Annotated in this window: 12 protein-coding genes; 8 read left to right on the forward strand and 4 right to left on the reverse strand. The window is 69.5% G+C overall.

The genetic code is table 11. The annotated features are described in order from the left end of the window. Positions 1-31: 31 nt before the first annotated feature. A complete protein-coding gene (locus tag ACGFIF_RS30665) occupies positions 32-1,282 on the reverse strand; it encodes an RNA polymerase sigma factor (RefSeq protein WP_393159721.1) in 1,251 nt (416 codons plus the stop codon). Positions 1,283-1,368: 86 nt separating this feature from the next. Between ACGFIF_RS30665 and ACGFIF_RS30670 the strand changes: the two genes are divergently transcribed. Further along, entirely contained in the window at positions 1,369-4,377 is a 3,009-nt protein-coding gene (locus ACGFIF_RS30670) for a glycine--tRNA ligase (protein ID WP_393159288.1), read from the forward strand. Between the two features lie 24 nt (positions 4,378-4,401). Here ACGFIF_RS30670 and ACGFIF_RS30675 read toward each other — a convergent pair whose 3' ends face one another. Continuing rightward, a complete protein-coding gene (locus ACGFIF_RS30675; protein ID WP_393159289.1) occupies positions 4,402-5,394 on the reverse strand; it encodes a GDSL-type esterase/lipase family protein in 993 nt (330 codons plus the stop codon). Continuing rightward, on the reverse strand, positions 5,391-6,128 hold the full coding sequence (locus ACGFIF_RS30680) for a GntR family transcriptional regulator (RefSeq protein ID WP_393159291.1): 738 nt from the start codon (positions 6,126-6,128) through the stop codon (positions 5,391-5,393). Before ACGFIF_RS30680 ends, ACGFIF_RS30675 begins: the two co-directional genes overlap by 4 nt. Before the next feature lie 181 nt (positions 6,129-6,309). On the opposite strand from ACGFIF_RS30680, the gene ACGFIF_RS30685 reads away from it, so the two are divergent. From ACGFIF_RS30685 to ACGFIF_RS30705, 5 genes are all read left to right on the forward strand, one after another. Then, a complete protein-coding gene (locus ACGFIF_RS30685; protein ID WP_393159292.1) occupies positions 6,310-7,380 on the forward strand; it encodes an isocitrate/isopropylmalate dehydrogenase family protein in 1,071 nt (356 codons plus the stop codon). Next, positions 7,377-9,896, forward strand: coding sequence for an aconitate hydratase AcnA (acnA, locus tag ACGFIF_RS30690; RefSeq protein ID WP_393159294.1), 2,520 nt, complete (start codon positions 7,377-7,379; stop codon positions 9,894-9,896). The genes ACGFIF_RS30685 and acnA overlap by 4 nt, the downstream gene beginning before the upstream one ends. 70 nt (positions 9,897-9,966) lie before the next feature. After that, positions 9,967-10,689 (forward strand): VIT1/CCC1 transporter family protein, encoded by a 723-nt coding sequence (locus ACGFIF_RS30695; protein ID WP_393159295.1) that lies wholly within the window; start codon positions 9,967-9,969, stop codon positions 10,687-10,689. Positions 10,690-10,708: 19 nt separating this feature from the next. Next, complete coding sequence (locus ACGFIF_RS30700) at positions 10,709-12,487, forward strand: FAD-binding protein (RefSeq protein WP_393159296.1); 1,779 nt, start codon at positions 10,709-10,711, stop codon at positions 12,485-12,487. Between the two features lie 10 nt (positions 12,488-12,497). Further along, positions 12,498-13,082: a Chromate resistance protein ChrB gene (locus ACGFIF_RS30705; RefSeq protein WP_393159298.1), complete on the forward strand. Its 585-nt coding sequence runs from the start codon at positions 12,498-12,500 to the stop codon at positions 13,080-13,082. 5 nt (positions 13,083-13,087) lie between these two features. On the opposite strand, the gene ACGFIF_RS30710 is transcribed toward ACGFIF_RS30705, so the two are convergent. Next, entirely contained in the window at positions 13,088-14,029 is a 942-nt protein-coding gene (locus tag ACGFIF_RS30710; protein ID WP_393159299.1) for a MurR/RpiR family transcriptional regulator, read from the reverse strand. Positions 14,030-14,215: 186 nt separating this feature from the next. Between ACGFIF_RS30710 and ACGFIF_RS30715 the strand changes: the two genes are divergently transcribed. After that, complete coding sequence (locus ACGFIF_RS30715; RefSeq protein WP_393159300.1) at positions 14,216-15,529, forward strand: C45 family autoproteolytic acyltransferase/hydolase; 1,314 nt, start codon at positions 14,216-14,218, stop codon at positions 15,527-15,529. A 96-nt stretch (positions 15,530-15,625) separates the two neighbouring features. Then, complete coding sequence (locus tag ACGFIF_RS30720; RefSeq protein ID WP_393159301.1) at positions 15,626-16,645, forward strand: Fe(3+) dicitrate ABC transporter substrate-binding protein; 1,020 nt, start codon at positions 15,626-15,628, stop codon at positions 16,643-16,645. Position 16,646: the final 1 nt, after the last annotated feature.

A 16,646-nucleotide genomic window follows, 5' to 3' on the forward strand; every position in this document is an offset into this window, starting at 1 on the left:
TCCCGGAAATCGACACGTCGGAGCGGAGAACTTACTGACAGGCCGCCGCACGCTCGAGCAGCAGGGTGCGTTCCCGTTCGTTGCGGGTCAGGCCGGCCGCCTTCTCGAACTCGGCGCGCGCCTCGTCGAGCCGGCCGAGCTTGAACAGCAGGTCGCCGCGGACACTGGGCAGCAGGTGGTAGTCCTTCAGGGACGGCTCGTCCGCGAGCGCGTCGACGGCCGCGAGTCCGCGTTCCGGGCCGAACGCCATCGAGATCGCGACCGCCTGGTTGAGCTCGACCACCGGTGACGGGGTGACTTGCGCGAGTACGGCGTACAGGCCGGCGATCCGGGCCCAGTCGGTGTCGTCGGGGTCGGCCGCCCGGGCATGGCAGGCGGCGATGGCGGCCTGGAGCAGGTACGGGCCGGGTGGTTTGTCCAGCGCCCAGGCCTTGTCGAGTCCTTCCAGACCACGGCTGATCAGCAGGCGGTCCCAGCGGCGGCGATCCTGGTCGAGCAGCAGGACGGGCTCGCCTTCAGGGCCGATGCGGGCGTTGGCGCGGGAGGCCTGGAGCTCCATCAGCGACAGCAGGCCGTGGACCTCGGGCTCCTCGGGCATCAGTTCGGCCAGTAGCCGGCCGAGGCGCATCGCCTCGTTGCACAACGCCGGGCGCATCCAGTCGTCGCCCGCGGTCGCGGAGTACCCCTCGTTGTAGATCAGGTAGACGACCTCGAGCACACTCGTCAGCCGGTCGAGCAGGTCGTCACCCGAGGGGACCTCGAACTCGACACCGGCCTTGGCGAGATTGCGCTTGGCCCGGACGATCCGCTGGGCGATCGTCGACTCGGGGGCGAGGAACGCTCGGGCGATCTCGTCGGTCTTCAGGCCGCCGAGCAGCTTCAGCGTCAGCGTCACCCGCGCGTCCATGGTCAGCACCGGGTGACAGGCGGTGAATACCAGCCGGAGAAGGTCGTCCTCGATGTGGTCCTCGAGGATCGCCTCGACATCGTCTTCGACGCTCTCACCGTCGATCTCGAGCTCGTGGCCCATCTCGGCGAGCTTGCGCTGGTACGTCTCCTTGCGCCGGATCAGGTCGATCGCACGGCGCTTGGCGATCGCCATCAGCCAGGCGCCGGGATTGTTCGGTACGCCGGACTCCGGCCACTGCTCCAGCGCCGCCACCAGGGCGTCCTGCGCCAGTTCCTCGGCCAGCCCGACGTCCCGCACGATCCGGGCCACCCCGGCGATGATCCGCGCCGACTCGATCCGCCAGACCGCGTCGACCGCCCCCTGCGCCTCCATAACCGTCACGCCGCCGATAGTAGTCCGGGCACCGGACCCCGGCGGGGGACGAATAGACTTCCCCCCGATACCCCTCGGAAGAACGCTTGAGGTTTGTTGTGCTCACCATGCAGGACGCGCTGCTGGCGCTGACGAAGTACTGGACCGACCGCGGGTGCATGGTCGTGCAGCCGTTCAACACCGAGGTCGGCGCCGGAACGCTGAACCCGGCGACCATCCTGCGGGTGCTCGGTCCCGAGCCGTGGCGGGTCGCGTACGTCGAGCCGAGCGTCCGGCCGGACGACAGCCGGTACGGCGAGAACCCGAACCGGCTGCAGACGCACACCCAGTTCCAGGTGGTGCTCAAGCCGGACCCGGGCAACCCGCAGGAGCTGTTCCTGGACAGCCTGACCGCGCTCGGGATCGACATCCACGCCCACGACGTCCGGTTCGTCGAGGACAACTGGGCCAACCCGGCGACCGGTTCCTGGGGGCTCGGCTGGGAGGTCTGGCTGGACGGTCTGGAGATCACCCAGTTCACCTACTTCCAGCAGGCCGGCGGGATGACGCTGGACCCGGTGTCGGTGGAGATCACCTACGGCATCGAGCGGATCATGATGGCGCTGCAGGGTGTCTCGCACTTCAAGGACATCGCCTACGCGCCCGGCATCTCCTACGGCGAGGCGTTCGGCCAGGCCGAATACGAGATGAGCCGCTACTACCTCGACGACGCCGACGTCGACAGCCAGAAGCGGCTGTTCGAGGAGTACGCGAACGAGGCCCGCCGGATGCTCGACGCGCGTCTCCCGGTCCCGGCGCACGTCTACGTGCTGCGCTGCTCGCACACCTTCAACGTGCTCGACTCCCGCGGTGCGGTCAGTACGACGGAACGCGCCAAGGCCTTCGGCCGGATGCGGTCGCTGGCCCGCGAGGTGGCTCAGTTGTGGGCCGAGCGTCGTACCGAGCTCGAGCACCCGTTGGGGATCGCCGAGCTGCCCGCGGCGGCGCCGGAGCCGACCTCGTTCCCGACGGTGACCGGGACCAGGCAGCTGACGTTCGAGATCGGCACCGAGGAGATGCCTCCGTCGGAGGTGACCAAGACCGCCGAGGCCGTGCGGACCGCGTTGACCGAGAAGCTGGCCGCGACCCGCCTCGGCCATGGCGACATCACGGCGTACGCGACGCCCCGGCGCGTCGTCGCCTTCGTCGCGAGTGTCCAGGCGGGCGAGCCGGACGCGGAGCGGGTGGTGCGTGGTCCGCGGAAGTCGACCGCGTACGACGCCGACGGCAATGTCACCAAGGCCGCCGCCGGGTTCGCCCGCGGTCAGGGTGTCGACGTCAGCGAGTTGCACGACCTGGACGTCGACGGTGTCGAGTACGTCGCGGTGACCAAGCCCGACCCGGGTCGCGGTGCGGCCGAGGTGCTGAGCGGCGTACTGAGTGAGATCGTCAGCGGGCTGCGGTCCGACAAGAACATGCGCTGGAACGACGCCAAGCTGTCGTTCACCCGGCCGGTCCGATGGCTGGTCGCGCTGCTCGGTGACCAGGTCGTTCCGGTGTCGGTGTCGTCCCTGGCCGCCGGCCGGACGACGCGAGTGCTCCGGACCGCGGCCCAGACCCAGGTCGAGATCGCCGCGGCCGAGGGGTACCTGGACCTGCTCCGGATCCACGGTATCGAGGCCGACCCGGCTCGTCGCCGCGAGCAGATCGTGACCGCGGCCCAGGAGCTCGCCGCGGGCGTCGGCGGCACGATCGACGTCGAGGGCGAGTCCGCGCTGATCGACCAGATCGTCAACCTGATCGAAGAGCCGACCGCGATCCTCGGTGGGTTCTCCGCCGACTACCTGACGCTGCCGGGCGAGATCCTGACCACCGTGATGCGCAAGCACCAGCGGTACCTGCCGGTCCGCGACGGCGACGGCAACCTGCTTCCGCACTTCGTTGCCGTGGCCAACGGCTCGGTCGACGAGGACGTGGTCCGCGGCGGGAACGAAGGGGTGCTGCGGGCGCGCTACGAGGACGCCGCCTTCTTCTGGCGGGCCGACCTGGAGACGCCGCTCGAGACCATGAAGAGCGAGCTGGAGAAGCTGGCCTTCGAGGAGCGGCTCGGCTCGATGGCCGACCGGGCGGCGCGGATCGGCCGGATCGCCACGTCCCTGGCCGCGGTGGTGAGGCTGGACGGCGACGACCTGACCACGCTGCGGCGGGCGGCCGAGCTGGCGAAGTTCGACCTCGGGTCGCAGATGGTGGTCGAGCTGACCAGCCTGGCCGGCACGATGGCCCGCGAGTACGCGCGGCGTGCCGGTGAGGCCGAGGCCGTCGCGCAGGCGCTCTACGACATGGAGTTGCCGCGGTCCGCGGGCGACCCGGTGCCGTCGACCACGCCGGGTGCGCTGCTCGCGCTCGCCGACCGGTTCGACCTGCTGGCCGGCCTGTTCGGCATCGGCGCCAAGCCGACCGGTAGCTCCGACCCGTTCGCGCTGCGTCGCGCGGCCGCCGGTGTGGTCGCGATCCTGCGCGAGCACCCGTCGTTGCAGGCGATCACCCTGGAGACCGGCCTGAAGGCGGCCGCCGCGGAGATCGGTGCCCAGGGCATCGATGTACCGGCGGAATCGCTGGAGGAGGTCGCCGAGTTCACCGTCCGGCGGTACGAGCAGCAGCTGATCGATCGTGGTGACGACCACCACCAGGTGGCTGCGGTGTTGCCGCTGGCAACGGCTCCGGCGGTCGCGGACGAGACCCTGGCCTCCTTGCAAGAACTGGTCGGCAGCAGCGACTTCGCCGACTTGGTCGCGGTGCTGCAGCGGGTGCGACGGATCGTGCCGGAAGGGACCGAGGCGTCGTACGACGCGGGCAAGCTGACCGAGCCGGCCGAGGTCGTCCTGCACGAGGCGGTCCAGAAGGTCGGCCAGGCGCCGACCGCGCTGGCCGACTTCGTCACCGCCGCGTCCGTCCTGGTCGAGCCGGTCACCACCTTCTTCGACGAAATCCTGGTGATGGCCGAGGACCCGGACCTGCGCGCCGCCCGACTGGGCCTGCTGGCAACGATCAGCGCCCTCGCCGCACCAGTCCTCGACTGGCAAGCCCTCGGCACCAGCCTCAGCCCGGCCGAGTGATGGCCTGACCGGCGACGCTGGTCCTCAGTCGTCGAGAGTGATCAGCGCGCCGAGGCGTTCGCCGAGGAGGCGGTAGCCGTCGGGGCCGGGGTGTACGTCGTCGACGTACAGGGTAAGCGCTTCGTCCGCGGTGAGGACGGTGCGCCCGTCGATGATCCGCACCCTGGGGTCCGTCCGGGCGCCGAGCTCCACACAGGCGCGTACGTCGTCCAGCGTGAGGCCGACCGCGTTCGGTTTGCCTTCGAGCTGTGGTGCGACGAGCGGGGTGATCACGACGAGCGGGGTTTTCGGATGCCCCGCGCGGACGGTCGACACGAACGCCTCGACCTGCGCCGGCAAGGTGCGGCCGCTGTACGTCTCACCGCCGTAAATGTTGATCCCGAGACACATCGAGATGAGCCGGGCAGGGGTGTCGCGGATCGTGCGGGCCGCGACCGGGTCGAGGTGGCACTCGCCGGCGAAGCCGAGCGCAACCAGGTCCCACCCATGCGTCCGCGAGACCAGGGCCGGCCACGTCTCCGACGGTCCGTAGGCCCCGGTGCACTGCGTGATCGAGCTGCCGTAGGTGATCCACCGCGGTCCGGCCGGCGCCAGGGGCTCGGCCGCACCGTCGAAGGTCAGTCCGCGGACGCCGATCACGCCCGAGTGCGGCAGCCAGATCTCGACCTCGACCGGCCGGTCCGGCAGCTCGACCACGAGCCGCTGCTCACCGTCACGGACGACGCAGCGCTCGTGCAGCTCGCCGTCGACCAGCACGTCCATCGGGGCGATCAACGAGTAGATGCCGAGGCTCGCGCGGATCTCCAGGCTCACCGAGGACGCCGTCGTACGCCAGGCGGCCCGGACACCGGCGGGGGTCGCGGCGCGGTCCCACAGCCGGTGACCAGGGCGATCCGGATACCCGGTCCAGTCGATCAGCCGGAAGTCGTGACCGCGGGGGTCGAGCCGCCAGTACGTCGTCCAGCCGTCGACGTCGACCGCACGATGCTGGTAACCGCTCCACAGCGCGTCGGTCATGTGCGTGCTCCTCGGATGCCCCGGAGTGACCGGGCGACGGGTTGGGCGGCGGCGGAGGTGAGGCGGGCGACCGCGCGCGCACCGAGGCTGGCGTCGACATGGGCGAGCATGACCGTGGCGGCCGTCTCGGAGTCCCCGGCCGCGATCGCGTCGACCATTGCGCGGTGCTCGGCGTGGGTGCGGTCCAGATCCTCTTCGGTCCGGCCGTCCTCGAGAGCAAGCCTGCGGTACCGGTCCGCCTTGTCCCACAGTCCGTCCAGGGTCTGGACCAGCATCTGGTTGTGCGACGCGGTGTAGATCGCGACGTGGAACCGCCGATGCGTGGACAACTCGGCCGGCCCGGGGTCGGTCCGCAACGGCAGCAACTCGTCCGCCGTCGCCCGGATCAGTTCGAGGTCCTGCCGGGTACGACGCTCGGCCGCGAGCCCGGCCGCGAGCGGATCGAGTGACCGCCGCAGCTCGACCAGGTCACGCGCCTCCTCGGCGGTCAGCCGGGTGACCCGCGCGTCCCGGTGCGCATCGAGCTCCACCAGTCCGTCACTCATCAACCGCCGCAGCGCCTCCCGCAGCGGCGTCGTGCTGATCCCCAGCTCCCGGGCGAGCGCCGCCTGCTGGATGACCGCGCCGGGCACCAGATCCCCGCGCAGCACCTGCTCGCGGACGAGCTCGTACGCGACCTCGGCCTTGGTCGCCATCTTGGTCGCCCCGGTGGTCGCCAGATTCGCCTCTGCCACGCCTGCCCTCCTCGTCCGGACCGGGCTACAACTTACCTCAGCCATCTGGTTATAACGAGAATCGGGCACAGACCGCCTGATTTCAAGCCTTGAGACGATCATGGGCGACCAGTTGACGCAGAAGGTTATAACGACTCATAGTCAGAGCTGATCAGGTGGACGTGCTGTTGGGAAGGTGGCCATGGCGGACAACTACAGGCTGGGTGTGCTGGCCGGTGACGGCATCGGGCCCGAGATCGTGCCCGCGGCCGTCCAGGTGCTCGACGCGGCGGTGGCTGCTGCCGGTGGTGCGCCGATCGAGTGGGTTCCACTCCCGGTCGGTGCCGACGCGATCGAGACGCACGGCAGTGCGCTCCCTCCGATCACGCTGGAGACGCTCGAGCAGCTCGACGGCTGGCTGCTGGGTCCGCATGACAGTGCGTCGTACCCGGATGAGCATCGAGTGCAGCTGAACCCGAGCGGCTTCCTGCGCAAACACTTCGACCTGTTCGCGAACATCCGGCCGGCGAAGGCCTTCGAGGGGACGCCCGCGCTGGTGCCCGGCCTCGACCTGGTCGTCGTCCGGGAGAACACCGAGGGTTTCTACGCCGACCGCAGTACGTATCGCGGCACCGGCGAGTACATGCCGACCCCGGACGTGGCGATCGCGATGGGCATCTTCACCCGCCCCGCGATCGAGCGGATCGCGCGCCAGGCGTTCGAGCTCGCCTCGCGGCGCAGCCGGCATCTGACCATCGTCCACAAGGCGAACGTGCTGCGTCTGACCACGGGCTTCTTCCGGGACATCTGCCGCGAGATCGCCGCCGAGTACCCGGATGTCCGGGTCGACGACTTCCACATCGACGCGATGACCGTTCATCTGGTCCGGCACGGCGCCGACTTCGATGTCCTCGTCACCGAGAACATGTTCGGCGACATCCTGTCCGACCTGGCCGGCGAACTGGCCGGATCCCTCGGCATCGCGCCGTCCATCAACGCCTCCAGCGACCACGCGATGGCCCAGGCCGCGCACGGCTCGGCACCCGACATCGCCGGCCGGAACCTGGCCAACCCGACCGCGATGATCGCGTCGGGTGCGATGCTGCTCGACTGGCTCGGCAACCGGCGCGACGACCCGATCGCCCGGCAGGCCGCCGTACTGGTCGAGCAGGGGCTGCGGGCAACCGTCGCTCGAGGCATCCGGACGGCGGACCTCGGCGGAACGGCCGGTACGTCGGAGTTCGCCACGGCCGTGGCCGACGGTTTGAGATGAGCACCCTGACCGTCGGGGACCGCGAATACTCCTTCCATTCGTTGGACGGAATCGCGCCGGACCACCTGCCACGGACGCTGCGGATCCTGCTCGAGAACGCGCTCCGGCACCGGACGTCGAGCGATGTGCTCAGGGTCTGGGAGCCCGGCGTGATCGGTGAGCTGGAGGTGCATCCGTCGCGGGTGTTCCTGCACGACACCAACGGCGTACCGGTGCTCGCGGACCTGGCCGCGATGCGTGACGCGATGGTGGCCCAGGGCAAGGATCCGGCGCTGGTCGACCCCCTGATCCCGGCCGAGCTGGTGGTGGATCACTCGGTGATCGCCGACGCCTTCGGACGGCCGGACGCGATGCAGCTGAACGTTGCCCTGGAGTACGAGCGCAACGCCGAGCGGTTCCGGTTCCTGCGCTGGGGGCAGCAGACTTATCAGCAGTTGAAGGTCGTCCCGCCGGGTGCGGGGATCATGCACCAGATCAACCTGGAGCACCTGGCCCGGGTGGTCGAGGAGCGCGACGGCCTGCTGTTCCCGGATCTCTGTCTGGGCACGGATTCGCACACCACGATGGTCAACGGGCTGGGTGTGCTCGGCTGGGGGATCGGCGGGATCGAGGCCGAGGCGGCGATGCTCGGGCAGTCGGTGTCGATGGTGCTGCCGCGGGTGGTCGGCGTACGGCTGACAGGTTCGCTGCCGATCGGCACGACCGCGACCGATCTGGTGCTGACGATCACCGAGACGCTGCGGGCGCACGGTGTGGTCGGCAAGCTGGTCGAGTTCGGCGGCCCCGCGCTGGCCGAGCTGCCGGTGCCGGATCGGGCCACGATCGCGAACATGAGCCCGGAGTTCGGCTCGACCGTGGCGTACTTCCCGATCGACCAGCAAACGCTGGACTACCTGCTCTTCACCGGGCGGCCGGTGGAGAAGGTCGCGGTGGTCGAGACCTATGCGCGTGCACAAGGGCTGTGGCATGACCCGGCGGAGCTTCGGTACGACGAGTACGTCGACATCGACCTGACCACGGTGGTCCCATCGATCGCCGGTCCACGCCGGCCGCAGCAGCGCACCTCACTCGCCGACGCTCGCCGAGCCGTTGAGGCGGAGCTCCCGCCGGGGCGCCGTACCGTCGGGGCTCCGGGGCATGGTGCTGTCGTGGTCGCGGCGATCACCTCCTGCACGAACACGTCCAACCCCGAGGTGATGGTCGCCGCCGGACTTCTCGCCAGGAACGCGGTCGAGCGCGGTCTCACCAGCAAACCGTGGGTGAAGACGACACTGTCGCCCGGATCGCGCGTGGTGATGGATTACCTCGGCGACGCCGGCCTCACGCCGTACCTGGAGAAGCTCGGGTTCCACCTGGCCGGCTTCGGCTGTATGACGTGTATCGGGGCGTCGGGTGCGCTGATCGACTCGGTCGGCGAGGCGGTCCGTGCGCAGGACCTGACTGTTGCCGCAGTACTGTCCGGCAACCGCAACTTCGAGGGCCGGATCCAGCCCGACGTACGACTCAACTACCTCGCGTCGCCGCCGCTGGTGATCGCCTACGCCCTGGCGGGCCGGATGGACATCGACCTGCTCACCGAGCCCCTCGGCATCGACACGAGCGGCGATCAGGTCTACCTCGCCGACCTCTGGCCGTCGTCGGCCGATATCGGCGCGGTGATCAGCCAGACGCTGAAACCCGAGCTCTTCAACACTGCGTACGACGACATCTTCGTCGGTGACGACCGTTGGCAGCGGCTCGAGGTGCCCGACGGTGAGACCTTCGCCTGGGGTGATTCGACCTATCTGCAGCGGCCGCCGTACTTCGACCAGCAGGCCGCTCCGGGTGACCTGATCGGTGCGCGTGCGTTGGTGCGACTGGGCGACGCGGTCACCACTGACCACATCTCGCCCGCGGGCGCGATCCCGGTCGACAGTGTGGCCGGGCGCTATCTGCTGGACCTCGGGGTGACGCAGCCGAACACCTATGCGTCGCGTCGGGGCAACCATCTGGTGATGATGCGGGGTGCCTTCGGCAACGTCCGGCTGCGCAATCAGCTTGCCCAGGGCGTCGAAGGGCCGACGACACCCGGGCCGGACGGCGTACTGACGTCGATCTACGACGCGGCCGAGGCGTATCGCGCGGCCGGCGTACCGATCGTGGTTGTCGCCGGCAAGGAGTACGGGACCGGGTCGTCCCGGGACTGGGCCGCGAAGGGTCCGGCGTTGCTCGGGGTGCGGGCGGTCCTCGCCCAGTCGTTCGAGCGGATCCACCGGTCGAACCTGGTCGGGCTCGGCATCCTGCCGCTGGAGTTCCAGCCGGGTGAGGGCGACGACCTCACCGGCGCGGAGCCGATCGACATCCACCTCGGCGACGACGGCTTCGCCACCGCGTACTCCGCGGGTCGGGAGTACCGGCTGAAGATCCGCCTCGACACCCCTCGAGAAGTCGACTACTACCACCACGGCGGCGTCCTGCCCTACGTGCTGAGCCGCCTGAGTGAGGAATCGTTGCGGGGTCAGAATGGTAACGAGTAGACTGATGTAACAGGTGATGCAATTTAACTAAGGTTACGCTCACCTACCCCCGCGGAAGGATTCTTCGACAATGACCGCGCATGTAGCGGAACTACCGACTCCCGAGATTCACCACTCCCACCGCGACGTCACCGGCGGCTGGCTGCGGCCCGCGACCTTCGGCGTGATGGACGGCCTGGTGTCGAACTTCGCCCTCGTCGCCGGTGTGGTCGGCGGCGGTGCGACCGGCAAGGTCGTGATCATCACCGGACTGGCCGGCCTGGTCGCCGGCGCCTGCTCGATGGCGTCCGGCGAGTTCACCTCGGTCTCGTCCCAGACCGAGCTGATGCAGGCCGAGATCGAGATCGAACGGCGCGAGCTGCAGATCCACCCCGAGGAAGAAGAGCGCGAGCTCGCGATGATGTACGAGGCGAAGGGCCTGCGTCCCGAGCTCGCGGCGGAGGTCGCCCGCGAGCTGACCAGCGACCCGGCGGTCGCGCTCGACGTCCACGTTCGCGAGGAGCTCGGGGTCGACCCCAACGACCTGCCGTCGCCGTGGCTGGCGGCCGGATCGTCGTTCGTCGCCTTCGCCCTCGGCGCGGTGATTCCGCTGCTCCCGTTCATCTTCGGCGCCATCAGCGTCTGGCCGGCGCTGTTGCTGAGCGCGCTCGGCCTGGTCGTCACCGGCGGAATCGTCGGCAAGATCACCGCACGCCCGTTCTGGTACGGCGGTGGGCGGCAGCTGCTCCTGGGCGGAGTATCGGCCGCTGTCACATTCGTCATCGGACTAGCAGTAGGAACCGGTTTGTCATGACCCAAGGAGGGCGGCCGTTGTGCGCATCACGGCTTTGATCAAGCAGGTGCCGAAGGGTGACCACAGCGGTCGCCTGGACGCCGACGGACGGCTCGAGCGGGCCGGCGCCGTCACCGAGATGAACCCGTGGTGCCGCCGGGCCGTCGCTCAGGCCGTCCGGCTGGCGGCGGAGTCCGGCGGTCGCAGCACGGCGATCACCATGGGTCCTCCGGCGGCTGCCGACGTACTGCGCGAGGCGCTCGCGTGGGGTGTGGACGACGCTCTGCACCTGACGGACCCGGCGCTGGCCGGGTCGGACTGCCTGATCACCGCTCGCGCGCTGGCCGCCACGATCGCGGTGCTGGACGACCGGCCGGACCTGATCCTGGTCGGTGCCAGCTCCGTCGACGGCAGCACCGGCGCGGTCGGCGCCATGCTGGCCGAACTCCTCGGCCTGCCCTTCACCGGCCCGGTCCTGACCCTCGAACCACACACGTCCGGTTCGACGACGCGGCTTCGAACGACGGTCCAGTACGACACCGGCACCGAGGACGTCGACGTACAACTCCCCGCGGTGGTGGCCGTAGCCGAACGCTCGTGCAATCCGGCCAAGGCACCCGCGGAGACCTGGCCCACCGGGGACGCCATCCGCCGCGTCACCACGTCTGATCTGAGCCCCGGCCGCTGGGGCCTGCCCGGCAGCCCCACCAAGGTCGCCAACGTCCACCCGGCGCCCCTCACCCGAGACCCCGTCATCTTCCGCGGCCGCCCGGAAACCCAGGCATCCAGAGCCATCACCGAACTAACCGCCCGAGGCTGCTTCGAGGCTCCCCACGCGGAATTGGTCGAGCCCGTCCCCAATAGTCAGCTCCCGGGTGGATCCGAGGTGGTTGTGCTTGTTGGTCCCGGCCCGTCGGCCGGCACTCAGGCGCTTCTCGGCGCGGCCGCGACCCTGGCAGCAGACGTCGGCGGGTCGGTGACCGCAGTAAGGACAGAGCACAGTAGTGACGATCTCGCGCGCTGGGGTGCTGACGCGGTCGTGACCTTGACGGGTGACGAACCACGCCCGGTTGCCGAGAGCCTGGTGAAGTGGATGGCCGACCGCGAGCCCTGGGCGGTGCTCGGCGCGGCGTTGCCTTGGGACCGCGAGGTGCTGGCCCGGCTCGCAGTCGCGACCGGCGCCGGACTGATGTCCGACCTGGTCAGCCTGAGCATCAACGGCACCCACCTGGCCGGCCTGAAGCCCTCCGGCGGCGGCACCCTGGCCGAGATCGTCAGCCACGGATCGCCGCAGATCGCGACGCTGAGGACCGGCCTGCTCCCACTGCGCACCCCGCGAGCCGACCGTCCCCTGGACCAGCACACCCTGCACGTATCGGACGATCCAGCCGTACGCCGGGCAGAGCGTCGTACCGGAAGTGAAGGCGACGCGCTCGACCGCGCCGATGTGGTGATCGGAGTAGGCCGCGGCGTACCGCCGGATAGATACGCCGAGCTCGAGCCCATGCGCGTCCTGCTCGGCGCGGAGTTGGCCGCGACCCGCAAGGTCACCGACGAAGGCTGGTTGCCGCACGGTCGGCAGCTCGGCATCACCGGCCGCAGCGTCGCACCGCGGATGTACTTCGCGGTCGGCCTGTCCGGCAACCTGAACCACCTGGCCGGCGCGAGTCGGGCCGGGACCGTGCTGGCCATCAACACCGACCCGGCCGCGGAGGTCTTCGCGCACTGTGACGTCGGGCTGGTCGCGGACTGGCGGGAGGTGATGCCTCACCTGGTCGAAGGACTGCGCAATCGTGTGAGTGCGCGGGAGGCCGGATAACCTGTGCGGCATGGCGACGACCCGACGGACGAAGGCTGCGGTGACCACCCCTGACACCGAGGCCTGGCTGCTGCTGATCTACAAGGTGCCCAGCGACTCGTCGCGGGCGCGGGTGGCGGTCTGGCGGGAGCTGAAGCGGCTCGGCGGGTTCTACGTCCAGCAGGCGGTGTGTGTGCTGCCGGATCGCGAAGAACTGCGGACCGGTATGGAGAAGGTGCGGGAGCGGGTCGCCGAGCTCGGCGGCTCGAGTGTGTTCCTCACCCTCACCGATGTCGACGAGGATGCGCGCTCGCAGTTCGTGGAGGGCTTCCGGAGCCAGTCCGCGAAGGAGTACGCCGAGATCGTCGAGGAGTGCGACACCAAGTTCGTCAAGGAGATCGAGTTCGAGCGGTTCCGGGAGAACTACACGTTCGAGGAGGCCGAGGAGATTCGCCAGGACCTGGAGAAGCTCCGCCGCTGGCTCGCGAAGGTCGAGGGCCGGGACTGGATGGGTGCCGACGGCAAGGAGCTGGCGCACTCGAAGGTCGCCGACTGCGAACGTCTGCTGGAAGAGTTCGAGGCCGACGTCTACGAACGGACCGAAGGCAAGGTCTAGCCCGCTTAGCTGCGGCGACGCGGTTTGGACCTCGGTGGGGCGGTGCGGGGGAGACCCAGGACCGTCTCGTCGGCCAGCGGGTAGCCGTTGAGCTGCTCGCGGAGCTGGTTCATCCGGACGGTGTTGCTCAGCGCGCGATCGCGGTCGTGGGCGGCGACGGCGATGACGAGGGCCTCCAGCACGATCAGGACCATCACCTGGCTGGTGTAGGTCCCGGGCCGGCTCATCCGGGTGGACAGGACGACGGCCACCTCGTCCCGCAACGCTTCGCCGAGGGTGTCGGTCACCAGGATCACCGGGATGCCGGTCTCGCTGCAGTGGTCCAGGATGATCCGCGCCTCGCGGTTCAGCCGGTTGTGCGCCATCACGACGACGACGTCCTCGCTCCCGAGCAGCAGGATCCGGTCCGCCAGCCGGTACCCGGTGTCGGTGGCGACCCGGGCCCGGTGCCCGATCCGGGTCAGGTGGGTGGCGACGTACTCCGAGACGCCGTCCAGGCCGGCGAATCCGCAGACGACCGTCTCCCGGGCGCCGTCGATGAGCTCGACCGCTCGGCGGAACTCGTCCGGGTCGATGGTCTGCTCGGCGATCATCAGGTGCTCGATGTGATCGCGCAGGGTCGCCCGCAGTACCTCCTCGGGCCCGTCGCCGAGCGTCTCGAGGCTGGCGGTGAGCCGGCTGGCCGGGGTGAGCAGGGTCTGCAGGTGATCCTGTAGTGAACGCTTCAGCCCGGGCAGTCCGTCGTACCCGAGCGCCTTGGCGGTCCGGACGACGCTCGCGTCGCTGGTGCCGGTCGCCCGGCCGAGCTCCTCGGCGGACGAGAACGCGGCCTCCTGCGGATGCGCGGACAGGTACTCCGCGACCTTCCGCTCGGTCGCGGTGAGGTCGGCGAGTCGTGCCGCCACCCGCTCCTGCAAGGTGGGCGGTTTGGCCTCTGCTGTGGTCACGTCGATCCCCTCCGTACGAGTCGGCCCATCATTTCATTCGCGAACCCGTTGACAGCGATTGTAGCAATCACTACCGTCATCTGAATATTCGTAGTGAACACAACGACAACAAGAGCCGCCGACTCCGGCGGCAGGTGGTGGGAGAGGGGTCGCCCCACCTGACTCCGTCCAGTCCAGGGAGCATCCGTGATCGACACCATCGACATCTCGGCGGCGGACCCGCGGGAACGCGGTCGCCAGTACGGCGAGGCCGCACGTGAGCAGATCGCCCGTTCGGTCGCCTTCTACACCGAGTCCGTCGCCCACAAGACGGGACTGTCCTGGCCCGAGGTGCAGGACCGGGCCCGCGCCTGGGTCCCGATCATCGAGGACTACCTGCCGGAGATCGTGCCCGAGTTGCGCGGGATCGCCGACGGTTCCGGCCGCGCCTTCGAGGAGATCGTCGCCCTGAACAGCCGGGGCGAGCTGACGCGGGGGAACCCGTTCCAGACCACCACCCAGCCCGGCGCCTCCCCTTCCACCGCCGGGCTGGGTGGCGACCCCACCGAGGACGAGGGCTGCACCTCGTTCGCGATCCTGCCCGCGGCCAACCCGCTCGGCCGGGTCTGGGCCGGGCAGAACTGGGATCTGTGGGCCGGGGTCGCCGACACGATCGTCGCCGTCCGGATCGCACAACCGGGCAAGCCCACGATCATCTGTCACGTCGAGGCCGGCCAGGTCGGCCGGCACGGGGCGAACTCGGCCGGGATCGCGCTGAACGCCAACGGTCTCGGGGCCGGCTTCGGCACCGGGCTCGGTATCCCCGGCGCGTTCGTACGACGCAAAGTCCTGGAGAGCTGGGACTTCCACGAGGCGCTGAAGGCGATCTTCGACGCCCGCCAGACCTTGTCCAGCAATCTCCTGCTCACCCATCGGGACGGTTTCGCCATCGACGTCGAGACCACCCCGGGACGCAACGCCTGGATGTACCCGACCGAGGGGTTGCTGGTGCACGGCAACCACTTCCAGGCCTTCGTCCCACCGCAGATCGAGGACAGCTACCAGCCGTTCTCGGTGGATTCGCTCTACCGGGTGCCGCGAGTCGAGGAGGGCCTCCACCGGGTCCGCCGCGACGGCACCTCCGATGAGGCCATCGCGAAGATCGTGCAGGACACGATGAGCGACCACTTCGGCCACCCCGACGCCGTCTGCCAGCACGTCGATCCGCGCCGGCACGAGCTCGACCGTTACGCCACCATCGTGTCCAGCCTGGTCGATCTGACCACTGGCACCTACCGGCTCACTCCGGGCCTGCCGTGTGCGAACAGCTACCAGCAGGCGCCGTGGAATCTGTACGACGGTCCTAGTGCCCCGTCAGCGTTGTCGCTTGACGCTGCCGACGCCCAGGCGCGCACCTCGCTGCGTTGGAGGAGCGCCCACGATGAACCCCGCATCGAGGACGCTCCTCCGCCTTGCGAGGCACGCACCTGGACGTCGCCATCGTTCAAGCGACAACGCTGACGGGGCACTGTCCGGACGACCGTCCCGACGTCCCCGGTCCGGCGCAAGCACTCGCCGGTACCCGATGACCCAGCTTCAGCCCGAGGAGCACGTGCCATGTCCCACTCCGCCACGAAGGTACGGCGTACTGTCGCCGTCCTAGCCCTGACCGTCGCCGCGGCCGCCCTGGCCGGCTGCGGCGCGTCTGCCTCGCCCTCCACCGGCGCGGCGCCGAATGCCGACCGCGCCGCGGCCGCCGAGGGCGTCAGCCCGGACGTCAACCTGGAGCAGTGCGGGAAAGAGTCCCGCACCGTCAAACACGATCTGGGCACCACCACGATCACCGGCAGTCCGACCAAGGTGGTGGCACTGGAGTACTCCTTCGTCGACGCCCTGGTCGCGGTCGGGATGTCGCCGGTCGGTGTCGCCGACGACGACCAGCCGGAGCGGATCATCCCCGCCCTGCGCGACAAGGTCGGCGAGTACAAGTCGGTCGGCCTCCGGGCGACGCCGAACATCCAGGTGATCACCGCGCTCAAGCCCGACCTGATCGTGGCCGACAGCGGCCGGCACAAGGCGATCTACGCCCAGCTGTCCAAGATCGCGCCGACGATCGCCTATGCCAGCCTGAACGGCAACTACCAGCAGGTGCTGGACAGCGAGATGTCGACCGCGATCGCGCTGAACAAGTGCGACCAGATGAAGACCCGGCTGTCCGAGCACGCCAAGCTGATGGCCGACCTGAAGGCCCAGGCGCCCGCGGACGAGAGCCGCAAGGCGCTGTTCGTGCGCGCCTCGGACAAGGGCTTCACCGGGTTCCCGCCGAAGGCCTACACGCCGGGCGTCCTGGCCGTCGTCGGAATCCGGTCGCCGCTGCCGGACGAGTCCGGGGACGCGTCGGTCTCGCTCACGCTGGAGACGCTGGTCGCCACCAAGCCGGACGTCATGTTCATCGCCCCGAACGACGGACCGACGCTGCGCGACACCTGGGTGAAGAGTCCGCTGTGGAAGGAGATCCCGGCGGTGAAGAACAACGCGACCTTCGACGTCAACCCGAACGAGTGGTCCCGGTCGCGCGGTCTGATCGCCTCCGAAGTCGTCGCTCAGGAAGCCGTCAAGCTCCTCTACGGGAAGTGAC

The organism is Kribbella sp. NPDC049174, from assembly GCF_043197365.1.
In the GTDB taxonomy this organism is placed as follows: Bacteria; Actinomycetota; Actinomycetes; order Propionibacteriales; family Kribbellaceae; genus Kribbella.